The organism is Pseudarthrobacter sp. L1SW, from assembly GCF_020809045.1.
GTDB lineage: Bacteria > Actinomycetota > Actinomycetes > Actinomycetales > Micrococcaceae > Arthrobacter.
The window spans coordinates 1,688,514-1,706,600 of sequence record NZ_CP078079.1 but is presented as its reverse complement, the minus strand read 5'-3'; the positions used below and the strand labels follow the sequence as shown (position 1 = coordinate 1,706,600).

At 67.6% G+C, this 18,087-nt stretch carries 12 protein-coding genes; 5 read left to right on the top strand and 7 right to left on the bottom strand.

What is annotated here, in order from left to right:
* Positions 1–37 precede the first annotated feature (37 nt).
* Complete coding sequence (locus KTR40_RS07800; protein WP_139029038.1) at positions 38–2,548, top strand: DNA topoisomerase (ATP-hydrolyzing) subunit A; 2,511 nt, start codon at positions 38–40, stop codon at positions 2,546–2,548.
* Between the two features lie 9 nt (positions 2,549–2,557).
* Positions 2,558–3,076, top strand: coding sequence for a DinB family protein (locus KTR40_RS07795; RefSeq protein WP_139028904.1), 519 nt, complete (start codon positions 2,558–2,560; stop codon positions 3,074–3,076).
* On the opposite strand, the gene cydD is transcribed toward KTR40_RS07795, so the two are convergent.
* The 3 genes from cydD to KTR40_RS07780 are packed head-to-tail and all read right to left on the bottom strand — an operon-like array spanning position 3,058 to position 9,259.
* Positions 3,058–6,576 (bottom strand): thiol reductant ABC exporter subunit CydD, encoded by a 3,519-nt coding sequence (gene cydD / locus KTR40_RS07790; protein WP_228405781.1) that lies wholly within the window; start codon positions 6,574–6,576, stop codon positions 3,058–3,060. The genes KTR40_RS07795 and cydD overlap by 19 nt on opposite strands.
* Position 6,577: 1 nt before the next feature.
* Positions 6,578–7,627, bottom strand: coding sequence for a cytochrome d ubiquinol oxidase subunit II (cydB, locus tag KTR40_RS07785; RefSeq protein ID WP_139028902.1), 1,050 nt, complete (start codon positions 7,625–7,627; stop codon positions 6,578–6,580).
* A 27-nt stretch (positions 7,628–7,654) separates the two neighbouring features.
* Complete coding sequence (locus KTR40_RS07780; RefSeq protein WP_139028901.1) at positions 7,655–9,259, bottom strand: cytochrome ubiquinol oxidase subunit I; 1,605 nt, start codon at positions 9,257–9,259, stop codon at positions 7,655–7,657.
* A gap of 272 nt (positions 9,260–9,531) precedes the next feature.
* Between KTR40_RS07780 and KTR40_RS07775 the strand changes: the two genes are divergently transcribed.
* Positions 9,532–9,918, top strand: coding sequence for a BlaI/MecI/CopY family transcriptional regulator (locus KTR40_RS07775; protein WP_139028900.1), 387 nt, complete (start codon positions 9,532–9,534; stop codon positions 9,916–9,918).
* Positions 9,919–9,924: 6 nt separating this feature from the next.
* Positions 9,925–10,917, top strand: a complete 993-nt coding sequence (locus KTR40_RS07770) for a M56 family metallopeptidase (protein WP_139028899.1) — start codon at positions 9,925–9,927, stop codon at positions 10,915–10,917.
* Between the two features lie 44 nt (positions 10,918–10,961).
* On the opposite strand, the gene KTR40_RS07765 is transcribed toward KTR40_RS07770, so the two are convergent.
* The gene (locus tag KTR40_RS07765) at positions 10,962–13,070 is read right to left on the bottom strand and encodes a type IIA DNA topoisomerase subunit B (RefSeq protein ID WP_139028898.1); all 2,109 of its coding nucleotides are present in this window, start codon (positions 13,068–13,070) and stop codon (positions 10,962–10,964) included.
* Between the two features lie 255 nt (positions 13,071–13,325).
* On the opposite strand from KTR40_RS07765, the gene KTR40_RS07760 reads away from it, so the two are divergent.
* Positions 13,326–13,547 (top strand): hypothetical protein, encoded by a 222-nt coding sequence (locus KTR40_RS07760; protein WP_139028897.1) that lies wholly within the window; start codon positions 13,326–13,328, stop codon positions 13,545–13,547.
* A 186-nt stretch (positions 13,548–13,733) separates the two neighbouring features.
* Here the strand turns inward: KTR40_RS07760 and KTR40_RS07755 are convergent, their stop codons facing one another.
* From KTR40_RS07755 to KTR40_RS07745, 3 genes are all read right to left on the bottom strand, one after another.
* Complete coding sequence (locus KTR40_RS07755) at positions 13,734–15,044, bottom strand: RNA polymerase sigma factor (protein ID WP_139028896.1); 1,311 nt, start codon at positions 15,042–15,044, stop codon at positions 13,734–13,736.
* A 302-nt stretch (positions 15,045–15,346) separates the two neighbouring features.
* Positions 15,347–16,588 carry a DUF4192 family protein gene (locus KTR40_RS07750; protein WP_228405780.1) on the bottom strand — a complete coding sequence of 414 codons (1,242 nt, stop codon included), beginning with the start codon at positions 16,586–16,588 and terminating at the stop codon, positions 15,347–15,349.
* Positions 16,589–16,695: 107 nt separating this feature from the next.
* A complete protein-coding gene (locus KTR40_RS07745; RefSeq protein WP_139028894.1) occupies positions 16,696–18,048 on the bottom strand; it encodes a nitrate/nitrite transporter in 1,353 nt (450 codons plus the stop codon).
* Positions 18,049–18,087: the final 39 nt, after the last annotated feature.

Here is an 18,087-nt window from a genome sequence, read left to right as displayed (position 1 = left end):
CCGATTGCACAGCACTCCAGAAGGATTCACCAACCCCATGGCCCGCCGCCAAACCCCCGCCCCCACCGTGGAAGACAGCACCCCCTACACGGAGAACATCGTGGACATCGATGTCACCTCCGAAATGGAGGGGTCCTTCCTGGAGTACGCGTATTCGGTGATCTACTCGCGGGCCCTCCCCGACGCCCGGGACGGGCTTAAGCCGGTGCAGCGCCGCATCCTTTACATGATGAGCGACATGGGCCTGCGCCCGGACCGCGGCCACGTGAAGAGCGCCCGAGTGGTGGGCGAGGTCATGGGCAAGCTGCACCCGCACGGCGATACCGCCATCTACGACGCCATGGTGCGCATGGCGCAGGACTTCTCGCTGCGGCTGCCGCTCATCGACGGGCACGGCAACTTCGGCTCGCTCGACGACGGCCCTGCAGCACCGCGGTACACCGAGGCGCGGCTGGCGGCGGCCGCCCTCACGCTCACCGACCACCTCGATGAAAACGTGGTGGATTTTGTCCCCAACTATGACAACCAGCTGACCCAGCCGGACGTCCTGCCCGCGGCCTTCCCCAACCTGCTGGTCAACGGCGCCACCGGCATCGCCGTCGGCATGGCCACCAACATGGCCCCGCACAACCTGGTGGAGGTCATCTCCGCCGCACGGCACCTGATCGCCAACCCGGACGCGACGCTGGACGACCTCATGCGCTTCGTGCCCGGCCCGGACCTCCCCAGCGGCGGCCGGATCGTGGGCCTGGACGGCATCCGCGACGCCTACGCCACCGGGCGCGGATCCTTCAAGACCCGGGCCAAGGTGGAGGTGGAACAGCTTTCCGCACGCCGGACCGGCCTGGTGGTCACCGAGCTCCCCTACATGGTGGGTCCGGAGAAGGTCATAGAGAAGATCAAGGACGCCGTCAACGCCAAGAAGCTGACGGGCATCAGCGACATCGTGGACCTGACGGACCGCAAGCACGGCCTGCGGCTGGTCATCGAACTCAAGAACGGCTTCAACCCCAACGCGGTGCTCCAGCAGCTCTACCGCTACTCGCCGATGGAGGACTCCTTCGGCATCAACAACGTCACCCTGGTGGACGGGCAGCCGCAGACCCTGGGTCTGGTGCAGCTGCTGAGCGTGTACGTGAACCACAGGATCGATGTGGTCCGCCGCCGGACCGTGTTCCGGCTGGGGAAGAAGAAGGACCGCCTCCACCTGGTGGAGGGCCTCCTTATCGCCATCGTGGACATCGACGAGGTCATCCAGATCATCCGGTCCTCCGATGAGGCCGCCGCCGCCCGGGCGCGGCTGATGTCCATTTACGACCTCACGGAAATCCAGGCGAACTACATCCTGGAGCTCCGGCTGCGGCAGCTGACCAAGTACTCGCGGATCGAGCTCGAGAAGGAACAGGACGAGCTGCGCCGCGAGATCGCGGAGCTGGAGGCGATCCTGGGTTCAGAGGAGCGGCTGCGCACGCTCGTCTCCGACGAACTGGGCGCCCTCGCCGAAGAGCACGGCACCCCGCGCCGGACGGTCCTGCTGGAATCGGAGGCCGTGGCCCCCACCGTGGCCGCCGAACTTTCCGGGGCCAACGGCAGGAAGGGCAAGGCCGCGCCGCTGGCCCTGGAAATTGCGGACGACCCCTGCTGGGCCATCCTGACCGCATCCGGGCAGGTGGCCCGGACCAGCAACCAGGAGCCGCTGGCGGAGGCCGGACCCCGGGCCAAGCACGATGTGTACACGTCCGTGGTCAGGACCTCGGCGCGGGGCGAGATCGCCGCGGTCACCTCGCAGGGGCGCATGCTGCGCCTGCAGGTGATGGACATGCCCGTGCTGCCCCCCGTCTCGGGGCTGCCGAACCTCGCGGGCGGGGTTCCGGCCAAGGACTTCCTGACCCTGTTGAAGGGGGAAACACTGGTGGCGTTCGTCCCGCTGGACGAAGTACTCGCCATCGGCACGGCGCAGGGAGTGGTCAAGCGCGTGCAGCCGGACTATCCCCTGAACAGGGAAGACTGGGACGTCATTTCCCTGAAGGACAAGGACGTTGTGGTCAATGTGGTGCCTGCGGGAGCCGACGATGCCGAGCTGGTGTTCGTGACCAGCCAGGCGCAGCTGCTCAAGTTCGCCGCCGCCGGCGTGCGGCCGCAGGGACGCACCGCAGGCGGCATGGCCGGGATCAAGCTCGCGGCCGGGGACCGGGTGGTGTACTTCGGCGCCGTCCAGCCCAAGGACGAGGCCGCCGTCGTGGTCACAATCGCGGGGACCACCGGAGCCCTTCCCGGCACCGCCCCCGGCACGGCCAAGGTGACGGCGTTCTCCGAGTACCCGGTGAAGGGCCGCGCCACGGCGGGTGTGCGGGCCCACCGCTTCCTGAAGGGCGAGGACACGCTGCTGCTGGCCTGGGCTGGCCACGGCCCGGCCAAGGCGTCGTCGGCTGCCGGGGTTGCCAGGTCCCTGCCGCAGGAGCACGGCCGCCGGGACGGATCCGGCGTCCCGCTCTCCCAGCCGGTGGATGTGGTGGGTCCTGCCATGGCCTGGCCCGATCCCGCCTAGACTGCTTTCATGCCTATCGTTCCTGATGAGAAGGACTGGACCTGGGTCCTGACCCGTCCCTGCCCGGAATGCTCTTTTGACGCTTCCACGGTCACCCCGTCAACGGTCCCCGGGACCATCGAAAACATGCTCCCCCGCTGGCGGGCCGTCCTGCGCAGGCCGGACGCTGCCGAGCGCCCGAATGAGCACACCTGGTCGGCGCTGGAGTACGCCTGCCACGTCCGGGACGTCTTCAGCCTCTTTGACCAGAGGCTCAACCTCATGCTGGATACGGACGGCGCACGGTTCGAGAACTGGGACCAGGACCAGACAGCGCTGGACAAGGACTACGCCAACGCCGATCCCGCCGTAGTCAGCGCCGAGCTGGCCGCGGAAGGCAAGCAGGTGGCGGAATCCTTTGCCGGCGTCCGCCAAGCTGAGTGGGGACGGAAAGGGCTGCGCAGCAACGGCGCCGAATTCACCGTACTGACGCTGGCCCAGTATTTCCTGCACGACGTCGTCCACCACCTTCACGACGTGGACGGCTGAGCACCTTCCGCCACGGCGGCATACGCCGGCGCACCATTGCGTCCTGCACCTCCGGCGTCCCCGGATCCGGCCAGCACCAGCCTCGCATCCTCCGGATGGACATCGGCAGGGTTGTGGGTCACCAGCACCACCGTGCGGTCCCGCAGGCCTGTGCGCAGGTCGGCCAGCATCGTCCGCGCAGATTCCGCATCCAAGTGGGCCGTCGGCTCATCCAGCAGGATGACCTCCGCACCCGTCATCAGCGTGCGGGCCACCGCCAGGCGCTGGCGCTCCCCTCCGCTCAGGAACGCCCCGCCGGGACCGATCCTGGTGTCCAGGCCGGCCGGCAGCCGCTCCACCAGGCCGGACAGCCCGACGGACGCCAGCACATCGCGGAGTTCATTGTCGCCGCCGGCTCCGCCGGTTCCGCCGCCGGCAGTCCGGTCATCGGAGGAAGGCCTGCCGAGCAGCAGGTTGCCGCGGATGGTCGAGTCGAAGAGGTGGGCCTCCTGCGGGCACCACGCTGCCCGGCCGGTCACCCGGGCAGCTCCCGCAGCGGCCGGAAGGAAGCCCAGCAGGACCGAGAGCAGGGTGGACTTTCCGGAGCCGGAGGGCCCGGTGACTGCCAGCCACCGGCCCGGTTCCGCCACCGCGTCCAGCCCGGTAAACACCGGCAGGCCGCCCGGCCAGGCCGCGGCAAGGTTCTCGATTTCGACGCCGGGAGCACCGCTGCGCCGGGCAGGCACCTCCTGCAGGCCGTCGGCAGCGCCGCCCCCGGAACCCGGGGCGTCGGCGTCCAGTGCGCCGGAGGCCGCAACCCGCCGCATGACTGTCCGGAGCGCGGGGAACTGGCGGACCGCCGTCGTCATCGCTGCGTAAGGTTCCACCAGCGCGAGGAGCAGCAGCACCAGAACCGCCGCCGTGGCGGGCTCGAGCCGGCCGTCGGACACCGCGGGAGCCGCCAGCCAGGCGGCCGCGAAAGCCGCCGCACAGCAGGACGCGGTGGTGATGGCGTGGCCCAGGCCGTCCGCCCAGGCCGAGCGCTGGGACGCGCGGGTGGCCCTGCGGTCCTGGGCGCGCAGTCCGGCAAGGACCGGAAAGGCGACATTGTTGGCATGGAGCTCGGCCCTGGCATCAAGTGCGGCGGAAATGCGGCGCAGGACTCCGGACCTCAGCACCTGTTCGGCGCTGGCAGATTTCCGGTCGGCCCACAGTGCCACGGCAGGGGCCAGGAACAGGCTGCCCGCAGCGGCCGCAAGGACGGCCGGGAGCGCGGCCGGTACCAGCAGCCCGGTGGTTGCCAGCGCCAGCGCGGAGACGGCAAGGGCGGTCAGCGGCGGCAGCACAACGCGGGGCAGGAGGTCGCGGACGGTATCGACGTCGTCAATCACCGTTCCCAGCACGTTGCCGCCCTGGAGCAGGCGGCGGAGGGCGAGCGCCCTGCGGCTCAGTGACTCCCACAGCCGCCCGCGGAGCCGGGTGAGGGCGGCGAACACCGCATCGTGGAGGAGGAGCCGTTCCCAGTAACGGAGCACGGCCCGCCCGATGCCAAAGAACCGCACGCCCACAATCGCCGTCAGCAGGTAAAGGATGGGCGGCTGCTCGCTGGCCCGGATGATCAGCCAGCCGGACAGGCCGGACAGCGCCACGGCAAAGACCGCCGCGAGCGTGCCCACTGCAGCGGCGGCGGCGAACTTGCCGCGGACCGGCGCGAGGAGCGCCGAGAGGAGCCGGGCGGTGGCGCGGTTGCCGGCTCCCTCTGCTGCCGCAGGGGCGGCGCCCGCGTCCGTCGTGGGTGGGCTGTAGGGCGTTTTGCCTGCGTCGGGGCCGGCCGGGGCAATACGTCCTGCCTGGGCGGCGTCCGCCGGCAGCGCGGCAGGTTGGTGGCCGGCAGGTTGGTGGCTGGCCGCCGTGACCGTTCGGCCCGGCCCCACGGGCACAACGTGGTCTGCCAGGTTGCGGGTGCGTTCGTTGTGCGCCACCAGGATGACGGTTACCCGGCCCCGAAGCCTCCTGATGGCGTCCTCGACGGCCATCGCCGACGCGTCATCCAGATGGGCAGTGGGCTCGTCCAGCAGCAGGACTGTGGCCCCCGCCTCGATCCTCGCCAGGGCACGCGCCAGGGCGACCCTCCGCAGCTCGCCAGGGCTCAGTTCTGCGGGGTGCTGCCGGGCCAGGTGGCCGGCAGCGGCGCGGGCCAGGCAGGCCCGCGCTGCGGCCTGCACGGCTGCCTGGCCGCGGCCGCCATGGATGTCCCCGGAAAGGTAGAGCACCACCTCCTCCAGGACGGTTTCCGCGAGCATCACCGGATGCTGCGGCACCCAGGCCAGGGCGGCACGGTCAAGTCCCTGGACCGCGCCGGACACCGTGGTGCCGGCACCATCGCCAATGGTCCCGGCGAGGACGCCGAGGACTGTGCTCTTCCCTGCGCCGCTGGCCCCGTCCAAGGCGGTGATCCTGCCTTGGGGCGCCGAGAAGGTGAGCGGGCCGACGGCGGGCCCGGACCTTCCGCTGTAGCTCACGGCCAGGCCGGTGACGGTGAGCGGCGCACCAGGCCTTCCCGCCTTGGCCGCGGGAAGCGGCCGCGGCTCGGGAGCCTCCGTGACCGCGGTGGTTTCGGCAAGGGCCACGCGGCCGTCGTCGCTGGCATGGTGGGCGGTGCCCAGTTCACGCAGCGGAAGATAGCAGTCGGGTGCCAGGATCAGGGCGAGCAGGCCTGCCTCAAGCGGCATGTCGCCGTGCACCAACCGGACGCCGATGAACACCGCCACCACGGCCACCGAGATGGTGGCGATCAGTTCCAGCGCCAGGGCGGACAGGAACGCCGTGCGCAGGGTTCCCGTGGTGCGGGCGCGGTATTCCTCCGAGATTTCTTCCAGCGCCTTGCGCTGCGCCGTGGCCCTGCCGAGTCCCACCAGGACGGGCAGGCCTTTTGCCAGTTCCAGCATGTGGGCGGAGAGCCGTGCCAGCGAGGCCTGTGCCTCGCGGACGTTGTCCTCGGTGTAGCGGCCGATCAGCACCATGAACAGCGGCACGAGCGGCACCGTCAGGACAATCACCACCGCGCTGACCCAGTCGGCGAAGAGGATCCGGGCCCCCAGGAGCAGCGGGATCGCGGCACAGTTGACCAGGGCGGGGAGGAACTGGGTGTAGTAGTTGTCCAGGGCGTCCAGGCCGCGCGTTGCCAGGACGGCGAGTCCGCCGTCGGCCGGTCCCGCCTCCCTGGCCCCGTTCCGCAGTGCCCTTTCCAGGAGCTGGGTGCGCAGCTCCTCCTTGATGCCAAGGGCGGCCCGGCGGGCCGCAACGGCTTGTCCCCAGACGGTCAGGGACCGCAGGACCACGCCGGCCAGTCCCAGGGGAACCTGGCCGGCCCAGCCCGCATCCCCCGCCACAAGTCCGGTGAGGACTGACGCCACTGCCTGGCCCATGAGCACCAGTGACAGCGCCTTGAGCGCAGCCAGCAGTCCAAGCAGGTAGATGGCGGAGCGGGTGGCGGGACCGGGCGGGAAACTTGACCGCATGTCAGCCCTTCGTGGTGAAGGCCCTGGCGGCGATGGCCGGCAGGAAGCTGTGGGCCTCCGGAATGTGCGCTGCGCTGACCCGCCGCCGGAAGACCCAGTAGGTCCAGGCCTGGTACGCGATGACCAGGGGAAGGCCGAAGGCGGCCACGACGCTCATAAGCCCAAGAGTGTAGTCCGAGGAGGAAGCGTTGGAGATGGTCAGGTCAAAGGCGCCGTCCAGGGTTGAAGGCAGCACCACCGGGAATACTGCGCCGAAGATGGATGCGGTACCGAGGACCAGGAAGGCGCCGAGGGCCAGGAATGCCTTGCCTTCGGCTCCCTTGCGGGCCCACACCCAGGCCGCTGCGGCAGCAGCGACAGCCACCACGACCAGGGCCCAGGTCCAGGGCTTGCCGTCGAGGAACTGGATGCTGAGGGCCCAGGCGGCGATGGGCAGCAGCAGGGCAGGGAGCAGCCGCACGAACCACTGGCGGGCCCGGTGCCGGACGTCGCCGTCGGTTTTCAGCGCCAGGAAGGCAAGGGCATGCAGCAGCGAGAATCCCACCACGGCAAGCCCGCCCAGCACCGCGTAGCCGCTGAACCAGGCCAGCGGGCCGCCTTCACGGTCGCCGTTCGCATTCAGGGGAAGCCCGGTGGTGGTGAGGGCCAGCGCGGCGCCTACTCCGAAGGCGGCAAAGAAGGAACCCAGCGCGATGGCCCAGTCCCACCGGGCACGCCACTGGTCCGTGTCCACCTTGCCGCGGTATTCGAAGGCCACCGCCCGGAAGATCAGGGCAACGAGCACCACCAGCAGCGGCAGGTAGAGGGCCGAAAACAGGGAGGCATACCAGAGCGGGAAGGCAGCGAAGGTGGCGCCGCCTGCCGTCAGGAGCCAGACCTCGTTGCCGTCCCACACCGGGCCGATGGTGTTGAGCAGGACCCGGCGTTCGGTGTTGTTGCGGGCGAAAAGCTTCATGAGCATTCCGACACCGAGGTCGAAGCCCTCCAGGAAGAGGTAGCCGGTCCACAGCACCGCGATGGCGATGAACCAGATGGTGGGGAGCAGTTCCATTCTGTGTTTCCTCTGCTTGGTGTCGGGCTAGTACGCGAAGGCCAGGACGTCGTCGGCCGGTTTCCCGCCGCCGGGGCCGCCCTGTCCGGGGGTGGCGTCCTCGTTCTCGTCCACGGGTGCGTGGACCAGTTCCGGCATTGCGGAGACCACCCCGCCGCGGATGTACTTGACGAGCAGCTTGACCTCAACCACCAGCAGGACCGCGTAGACCGCCGTCAATGCCACCAGTGATGCCAGCAGTTCGCCCGCCGAGACCCCCGGCGAAACGGCGGCCGCCGTGAACATAAAGACCTGGTCGATGCCGCTGGGATCGGGATTCGGAGCCACCACGAAAGGCTGGCGTCCCATTTCCGTGAAGATCCAGCCGGCCGCATTGGCGCCGAACGGGGCAAGGATGCCGAAGACCGCCAGTCGCATGAGCCACGGGGACTCGGGAACAGTTCCCTTCCGGGTGATCCACAGCGCCACCAGCGCTGCCAGGGCGGCAAGCCCGCCGAAGCCGATCATCATGCGGAAGCCCCAGTAGGTCACCTCCATGACCGGCAGGTAGTCGATTGCCTGTCCGGCGCGTTCGCCGTAGATCGGGTTGTCCGGCAGGTGCGTGCCGTACTTCTCCTGGTATTCGGGCAGCAGGCTGTTGACGCCCTGGACTTCGGTGGTGAAGTCGCCCTTGGCCAGGTAGGAGAGGATGCCCGGAACCTCGATCAGCGCCACGATGTCGTCACAGTTCTGCGAGCCGATGTTGCCGATGCTGAGGACAGAGAATCCGGTGCCGTCGTGGCAGGCAGCTTCCGCCGCGGCCATCTTCATGGGCTGCTGCTCGAACATCAGCTTGCCCTGGAGGTCGCCGGTGAGGGCGGTGCCGGCGAAGGAGATCATGGCCACCACCGCCCCGATGCGCAGGGACCGGAGCCACACCTTGTGGTCGTTCACGTCACGGCCGGGGATCCCTGCTGCTTCGCCGGGGATAACCTTGCCGTCGGCACCCACGGTGTCCACGCCGTCGCGCCGCCTCCGCCACAGGTGGTACCAGGCGATGCCCAGCAGGAAGCCGCCGGCGACGGCCAGCGCGCCGAACAGCGTGTGGGGCACAGCAACGAGTGCTGTGTTGTTGGTGAAGACTGCCCAGGCATCGGTCATGACGGGCCGGCCGTCCACCATTTCCACGCCCACGGGGTGCTGCATCCAGCTGTTGGCCACGATGATGAAGTAGGCGGAGAACACCGAGCCGATCACCGCAATCCAGAGGCACGCGAGGTGGATGCCCGGCTTCAGCTGCTTCCAGCCGAAGATCCACAGGCCCAGGAACGTTGACTCGACAAAGAAGGCAAGGAGGGCCTCCAATGCCAGCGGAGCTCCGAACACGTCTCCGACGAACCGGCTGTACTCGCTCCAGGCCATACCGAACTGGAACTCCTGCACGATGCCGGTGGCCACGCCCATGATGAAGTTGATGAGGAAGAGCTTCCCCCAGAACTTTGTCATGCGGAGGTATTCCTGCTTGCCTGTGCGGTGCCAGGCGGTCTGCATCACGGCGACCACCAGGCCGAGGCCGATAGTCAGCGGGACCATCATGAAGTGGTAGACGGTGGTGATACCGAATTGCCAGCGTGCGATTTCCAGGGCGTCCATAGCGTCCAAGGTATTCCCTCTTGTCAACGGCTGCAGATCTTCTACGTTTTGTAGAAGTCTAACTTCTACCGAGTGTAGAACAGCGTCCGCAGCGGTGTAAAACCGGCATTCCGGCTCTTGTAACACCAGGGCGGGGTGCCCGTCCGACCCGTGTTCTACCCGGCGTAGAAAGTCAGGGGAAAACCGGGTAAATTAGAGGTTGTAGTTGAAACAAAAGCATGCAGCCACCGCCGCTTCGAGGCGGTGGCGCGGGGAAACAAAGGAAAAGTGCAATGGCTAGTCTTGGTGAACTGGAACGGGCAGTGATGGATCTGCTCTGGGCGGGCCAGGAAGCAGCCACCGCGAATACCCTGCGGGACCGGCTGGCACAGACCTCTGCCGGACAGGACGGCACGGCAGGCCACGAAGGCAAGGAACTTGCCGTCACCACCGTTCTCACCGTGCTGTCCCGGCTGGAGAAGAAGGGCCTGGTGGAACGCGAACGCGGCACCCGTCCGCACCGCTACCAGGCAGTATCCAGCCGCGAGGACCACACCGCTGAGCTGATGCATGAGGTGCTGGGATCAGCGCCGGACCGCGAGGCCGTGCTGGCACGCTTCATCGGGTCCGTGTCCGAGGGCGAGGCCGAGACGCTGCGCAAACTGCTTGGCCACCTGTAACGCACCATGTTCTGGGCCTCGTACCTGCTGGCGGTCCTTGCGATAGTCCTGGCGTGGCCGGTGCCTATCCTCCTCTCGCGGGCGAAGTGGCCCGCCCGCTCGCCGTTCACCGCCATGCTCCTGTGGCAGGCGATCGCCCTGGCCGGCGGCCTGTCGATGATCGGCGCCATGCTGGTCTACGGCCTGGAGCCTGTCGGGGACAACCTGATTTCAGGGCTCCGGGCCTTGGCCGGAATGGTGCTCTTTAATGCCCCCACCACAGCCTTGGGGTTCTGGCACATCTTTGCCCTCTCCGCCGCCGCGTTGCTCACCGCCCACCTGGTGTTCACGCTGCTGCTGACGTACTACAAGATCGAGCGCCAGCGGCGGCGGCACCGCGAACTGCTTGCCCTCCTGGCTTCGCCGTCCGCTGAGGGAACAGGAACGCTCGTTATCAGCCACGACTCCCCCGTGGCCTACTGCCTTCCCGGCGGCGCCCGTTCTGTGACGGTCCTCTCGGACGGCCTGATGGCGGCGCTTGAACCGGCCGAACTCCGGGCGGTCCTGATCCATGAGAACGCGCACCTGAGCCAACGGCACCACCTGCTGCTGTGGGCCTTTGCTGCCTGGCGCCAGGCCCTGCCGTGGCTGCCCACCACCCGCCTTGCCCAGGAGTCGGTAAATTCGCTGATTGAAATGCTGGCCGACGACGTCGCACTGAAAACCGAGAGCAAGGCCACCCTGATCAAGGCAATCGCCATCGTGGCCAGCGGCTCGGCCGGGAACGCCGGCGGAGCGGAACTCCATCCCGGAGCGTCCAGCCTGGCACTGCCCGGCCTCGAAACGGCCGCCGGCACGTCCTACCCGGACCCGGCCCGCACCACGGCCACCCGGGTCAGCAGGCTGCTTTCACCCCAGCCTGAGCTCCCGGCGCCGGTCCGGCACATGGTGATGGCCGGCTCCGTGCTGCTGCTCGCGCTGCCCACCGCCCTGCTGGTGGTGCCCGGCCTGCTGGGCTGAGTCCCGCCGTCGGCCTCCCGCTATGGGGGGCCCGCTTCCCGACGTCAGGCGTCGATGCGTTCCCGGTCCAGGCTGGACGCGCCGGCAATGATGAAGTCCTTGCGCGGGGACACGTCGGAGCCCATCAGCAGGTCGAAGATCTCCTCTGCCTGCTTGGCGTTCTCGATGCCCACCTTGCGCAGGGTGCGGTGCCGCGGGTCCATGGTGGTCTCGGCCAACTGCTCGGCATCCATCTCGCCCAGGCCCTTGTAGCGCTGGATGGGCTCCTTGTACCGTTTGCCTTCCTTGGCCAGCCGGGCCAGGAGGACGTGGAGCTCCGCCTCCGAGTAGGTATAGATCATCTCGTTGGCCTTCTGGCCGGCGTTGATGACCTCCACGCGGTGGAGGGGCGGGACCGCGGCGAAGACGCGGCCCTCTTCGATCATGGGGCGCATGTAGCGGAAGAAGAGCGTCAGGAGCAGCGTGCGGATGTGGGCGCCGTCAACGTCGGCGTCCGTCATCAGGATCACCTTGCCGTAGCGGGCGGCGCTGATGTCGAAGCTGCGGCCGGAGCCAGCGCCCACCACCTGGATGAGGGCTGCGCATTCGGCGTTGGAGAGCATGTCCCCCACCGAGGCCTTCTGCACGTTGAGGATCTTGCCGCGGATGGGCAGCAGGGCCTGGAAGTCGGAGGACCTGGCCAGCTTGGCGGTTCCCAGCGCCGAGTCGCCTTCCACGATGAACAGTTCAGAACGTCCGACGTCGTCCGTCCGGCAGTCAGCCAGCTTGGTGGGCATGGAGGAAGTTTCCAGGGCGTTCTTGCGCCGCTGGGTTTCCTTGTGCACGCGCGCCGAGATGCGCGATTTCATCTCGCTGACGATTTTTTCCAGCAGGAGCGCGGACTGGGCCTTGTCGTTCCTGTTCGCCGAGCCGAGCTTGGCCGTGATTTCGCGCTCCACCACCTTGGCCACGATCGCGCGGACGGCCGAGGTGCCGAGGATCTCCTTTGTCTGGCCCTCGAACTGCGGCTCGGCCAGCCGTACCGTCAGGACAGCAGTCAGGCCCGCGAAGATGTCGTCCTTTTCAATTTTGTCGTTGCCGGCCTTGAGCTTGCGGGCATTGGTTTCCACGGCCTTGCGGAACGTCTTGACCAGGGCCTGCTCGAAACCCGACTGGTGGGTTCCGCCCTTGGGGGTGGAGATGATGTTGACGAAGCTCCGCACGGTGCTGTCGTAGCCGATCCCCCAGCGCAGGGCAACGTCCACCTCGCAGTCGCGTTCCACCTCGGCGAGCTGGCTGTGCCCGCGTTCGTCCAGCACCGGAACGGTCTCCTTGAACTTCCCGGAGCCGTGCAGCCGCCAGACGTCGGTGACGGCCGGGTCTGCGGCCAGGAACTCGACGAACTCGGAGATCCCGCCGTCGTGGTGGAAGACTTCCTCGTGCGGCCCGGACTCACCGGCGGTTCCGGGGACCCTGCGCTCGTCACGGACCGTCAGCTTCAGGCCCGGCACCAGGAAGGACGTTTGCCGCGCCCGGGCAGCGAGTTCGTCGTAGGAGAACTTGGCGTCCGGGGTGAAGATCTGCCGGTCGGCCCAGTACCGGATGCGGGTGCCCGTGACGCCGCGCTTGGCCTTGCCCACCACGTCCAGGACGGAATCGTCCACGAACGGAGTGAAGGGTGCGGCGGGGTCGATCCTGGAGCCAACGTCCTTGAAGCGTCCGGGCTCGCCGCGCCGGAAGGACATCTTGTAGGTTTTGCCGCCGCGGTCCACTTCGACGTCGAGGCGGGAGGACAGCGCGTTGACCACGGACGCGCCGACGCCGTGCAGGCCGCCGGAGGCGGTGTAGGAGCCGCCGCCAAACTTGCCGCCGGCGTGGAGTTTCGTGAAGACCACCTCGACGCCGGTCAGGCCAGTCTTGGGTTCCTTGTCGATGGGGATGCCGCGGCCGTCGTCGTGGATCTCGACCGAGTTGTCTGCGTGGAGGATGATCCTGATGTCGTGGCCGAATCCGGCCAGGGCCTCGTCCACGGAGTTGTCGATGATCTCCCAGAGGCAGTGCATAAGTCCGCGTGAGTCTGTGGATCCGATGTACATGCCCGGGCGCTTGCGGACAGCCTCGAGGCCCTCCAATACAGACAGGTGCCGGGCGGTGTAATCAGAACTTGGTGCCACTGGTGATGAACTCCTTCAGGGACGGAAACAGCAGGCTGGAATCGCTTCCTCTAGGGTAGTCGGCCCGGAGCCGGGCGGACGGCTGCCACACCTGGCGGTGGCTGTGGAGCGCGCCACGCCGGTGGTGCCGGCGGCTGCTGCGGCGAACTTGAGCCAACTTTGCGGATACGCGCACAGCGAACTTGCCCCATCCTTGCGATGGTTTTGTTACGAATGCTGGTTATATAGACGTACTGATCTACTAAGGAGGCCGACATGACAACAGCAGTGGCAGACCGCACACTCAATGCACTCGACCGGTGCGACCGTTGCGGAGCGCAGGCCTACGTCCGGGTTGTATTGGAGTCCTCCGGCGGTGAACTGCTGTTCTGCGGCCACCATGCCCGTGCAGTGGAGGCCACCCTCAAGCCGTTGAGCTCCGACTGGCACGACGAGACGGGCAAGCTTCACGAGAAGGCCGTCGTAGAAATCGACTAGGTTCCCGAAGCTGTTGGGACCCCACCGCAAGGTGGGGTCCCAATCCTTTTAAGCACCAACCTTCAGCGTCGCCCTGGGCCCACCCGCAACGGTTCCGCCCGCTACGGCGGAAACCCAAAGCGGCCCGCCGGCTGCCGCGCCTGGGGCGCGGCGGCTGGCGGGCCGCTTTGTTGACCGGACCTGGCTTTAGTCCAGGTAGTCCCGGAGCACCTGCGACCGCGACGGGTGGCGGAGCTTGGACATGGTCTTCGATTCGATCTGGCGGATACGCTCGCGCGTGACTCCGTAGACCTTTCCGATTTCGTCTAAAGTCTTCGGCTGGCCATCGGTCAGGCCGAAGCGCATGGCCACGACGCCGGCTTCGCGTTCGGACAGCGTGTCCAGGACGGAGTGCAGCTGCTCCTGCAGAAGCGTGAAGCTCACGGCGTCCGCCGGAACCACGGCTTCGGAGTCCTCGATCAGGTCGCCGAACTCGGAGTCGCCGTCCTCGCCCAGGGGTGTGTGGAGCGAGATGGGCTCGCGGCCGTACTTCTGGACTTCAACAACCTTCTCGGGAGTCATGTCCAGTTCGAGGGCCAGCTCTTCAGGCGTGGGTTCGCGGCCCAGGTCCTGCAGCATCTGGCGCTGGACGCGGGCCAGCTTGTTGATGACCTCCACCATGTGCACGGGGATACGGATGGTGCGTGCCTGGTCAGCCATGGCGCGGGTGATCGCCTGGCGGATCCACCAGGTGGCGTAGGTGGAGAACTTGAAGCCCTTGGTGTAGTCGAACTTCTCCACCGCACGGATGAGGCCCAGGTTGCCTTCCTGGATGAGGTCCAGGAACAGCATGCCGCGGCCGGTGTAGCGCTTGGCCAGCGAGACCACCAGGCGGAGGTTCGCTTCGAGGAGGTGGTTCTTGGCGCGCTTGCCGTCATGGATGATGAATTCGAGCTCACGCTTGTACTTCGGATCCATGGAGCCGTCGTCGGCGTTGATCTTTTCCTCGGCAAACAGGCCGGCTTCGATCCGGAGCGCCAGGTCCACTTCCTGCTCTGCGTTGAGCAGCGCGACCTTTCCGATCTGCTTCAGGTAGTCCTTGACGGGGTCGGCGGTAGCCCCGGCGGACATGACCTGCTGCACGGGTGCGTCGTCGTCGTCGGCGTCCGAATAGACGAAGCCCTTGCCCGAGCCGGCAGCTCCCTTGGCTGGATCTGCTTCGGCGTCCTCCTCGATGACCTCAGGTCCTTCGAGGATGATGTCGTCGAGCTCTTCCTCGACTTCTTCTACATCGTCCGCGCCACCGGCCGCAGACTTGCCGGCAGCCTCGGCAGCTGCCTTTGCACCGGGCTTGGGGCCGCGCTTCTTGGGCTCGCGCTTGCCGTCCGCGGCCTCACCGGCAGATGCCTTGTTGGCTGCCCGCGTAGCTGCCCGCTTGGCGTTGGTCGCAGCCTGCTTCTCCTCGGCGGACAGTTCGTCCTGGGCGGCGGGGTCCTTCTTCGTGGAAGACGGGGTCACAGAAAACCTTTCTAGCGGTGGTCTGTGGAATCACCATACGGGCAACACCACTATGACCCTGTCAAGTCCGTGGTGAAAACCAAGCGCCACCACGGCCGGCAGAGTCTATTAAGACAACTGCCGGAGCCGCTGTAATGTTCCCCGAAGGGCACAATCCTGAGCGCTCGATACACGGACCCAACCGGGTCTCGGCATCCATTGTCTCATGATTTCCCCGATTCCGGCCTCCCCGCCGTTCTCCGCCGCCACAGGGGCCGCCGCCCCGGGCCCGCGGCACCCTCCCCGCCATCCTGCGTGTGGCCCTAGGCGGCGTCAGGACCGAATTTCTGCCACGCAGCTTCCTTCCGGGCCGCCCAGCCGCAGATGGTGCCTCGGTGGACCATTTCCAGCAGCAGCTCGGCCAGCCGATACCCGGGTTCGATCTCAAGGGCCTGCGCCAGGTGGGCTGCCGAGAACGAACCGCGGCCCCGGCACCAGGCGATCCAGCCCCTTCCCGTGAGCGAGGCTGCGGCTGCCGGGCCGCCGGCCGCGGCCAGCTGCTGGAGTACGAGATCCAGCGCGTCGAGCCTCTCCCAGTCCGGAACGGCGGGCTGGATCCCCATCAGGACATCGCCATAGCAAGGAACCCCAACCTCCAGCACCCGGCCGCTTACGCCACCGCCAAGCCCGGCCACTTCCTCGGCGGGGCCTGCTCCCGGGGGTCCTGCCGGCGGCGCCACGGGATCCAGGCGGCACTCATCGCGAAAGATGGCGAACTGCTCAGCCCCGGCTTCCGCTGCCCTCCGTCCGGCGGCGGCCATCATCAGGACGGCATCCCGCCATCCCGGCACCAGCAGGGTTGCCCGCAGGAAACCGTCGCGGTCAGCCTCGGGAAGCCATGGTTCACCCGGCGGACGGTTAATTAGGGCCGTCCAGAGCCCGAGCACGGCGTCAAACTGCCCCCTGCTTCCTCGGCGAAGGTCCAGTTCCGCCGACCACGCCTCCTCCGCCTCCCGGACGGCAGCACAGTGGAGGCTGGAACCCGGCAGGACCGCGGCCGGCTGTTCATGCGGCGGCGGACCCACGCTGCTTCCGCGGTACACCATTTCGGCGTTCAGGGTGCTGTCCCGGATCTCCTGGACCGGACGTCCTGGAAAAGGGCAGCAGGCGGGATCGGCACAAAAGGCGTCCCGCCAGTACTCGCTGCCGACGTACCAGGCGTCCCTTACCGGCATTCCCGCATGGTCCAGCGTCCATTGCAACTCCGCGAGCAGGCTGCCGTAGCCGTCCGGACCCGCCAGCCAGCCGTTGTTCGTGAAAAGTGCCAACAGCGACCCGTCGGCGTGCTGGTCCGCTTCAAGGTAGGCGCAGACCGTCCGGGCAAAAGCGGCGGGCTGCGCAAGGACCTCCGGAGCGGGAAGGTCCAGCCTGAGCGTGGCGCCCAGCCGTTTGCCCTGCAACGTCATGGCAACCAGGCTTGCGGACGGCCAGTAGCCCAGCGAATGGGGAATGAAGCCCAGGACGTCTTGCGGGCTGCGGACTGTCAGGTGTTCTGGAGGTGTCATGCCTCCAGCCTTCGCTGGCTTCCGATGCCGGGTAAGGCCCGCCGTCGGCTATGTGAAGAAACCTGCCCTGTGCAGGACTGGTCGGTGCAGGACTAGTCGGTGCAGGACTAGTCGGCGTCATCCACAGGCGTTGGCTGCCGGCGACGGGCGAGGTTTTCCCGCCGCTGGCGGGCAATGGCGCTGCGCAGCGGTGGAACAACGACGCCCTGCGCGGCCATCTGCCGCCGCACTTTGCGCCGGCAGACCAGCATCGCCGCCGCACCTGATCCGAGCAGCAGGAACTGGACGCTCAGCGCAATGCGGAACGGATCCAGGCCATACAGCACGCCGTTGGAGAAGCCGCTGGCAAACAGGACGTCCAGCACCAGCCCGATCAGGAAGATCGCAACAAGGGCTGCGATGAACCCGCCCACGTTGACAATGCCCGTCGCTGTTCCGATCCGGTGCGCCGGGTTGAACGTCCGCGCAAAGTCGAAGCCGATCATCGAGCCGGGGCCGCCGACGGCAAGCACCACGACAAGGCCGGCCAGCAGCCACAGGGGCGCCTGTCCGGGAGTCAGCAGGACGGCAGCCCATGCCCCGGCGGTGGCGCCGGCAATGAGCAGGACCATGGTGGAACGCCGCAGCGGATGCCGTGAAACGAAGCGCCCGATGAAGGGACCTACGGCCATTGCGGCGGCGACGTACAGCGCCATGAGTGCGGCCACTGTTCCGGCGTCCAGCCCTTGGCCGGAAATGAGGAAGGGGTAGCCCCAGGTCATCGCAAACACTGTGCCGCTGAACTGGATGGTGAAGTGGCTCCACATGCCCAGCCGTGTTCCCGGCTGGCGCCACGCCCGGGCAAGTGACGCACCCGTAGCCCGCAGGCCCTGCTTCGCGTGTGGCCGTTCGGTGCCTGGCGGTGCATCCTGCAGGAGCAGCAGGACCAGGACGACGGCGAAGGCTGACAGGCCTGCCAGCATCAGGAACGCGGGGGTCCAGCCTGAGAGATGCAGGACGAAGGCGAACGGGATCACGCTGAACAGTTGACCGAGCTGGCCTGACATGCCCGTGAGCTGGGTCACCAGGGGCACCCGGGCAGGAGCAAACCACAGCGGAATGAGGCGGATCACGGAGATGAATGTCATGGCGTCCCCGGCCCCCACCAGCACCCGGCCTGCGACTCCCCCGGGAATGGTGTCGGCAAAAGCCAGCTGGAGCTGGCCCAGCCCCATCAGGGCCGCACCGCCGGCGATCATGGCGCGAGAGCCGAACCTGTCCACCAGCAGGCCAACGGGAATCTGGAGTCCGGCGTAGACCAGGAGCTGGAGGACGGTGAAGAACGAGATCGCTGACGCGCTGGCCTGGAACCGCTCGGTGGCTTCCAGTCCCACTACGCCAAAGGACGTCCGCTGCGCCACCGCTACCAGGTACCCAAAAATTCCGATGGTCCAGATAAGCCAGGCGCGGGGTGCAGTCACCACTTCATTATGCCCGGGCGGCGGCCGGAGGCCTTTATT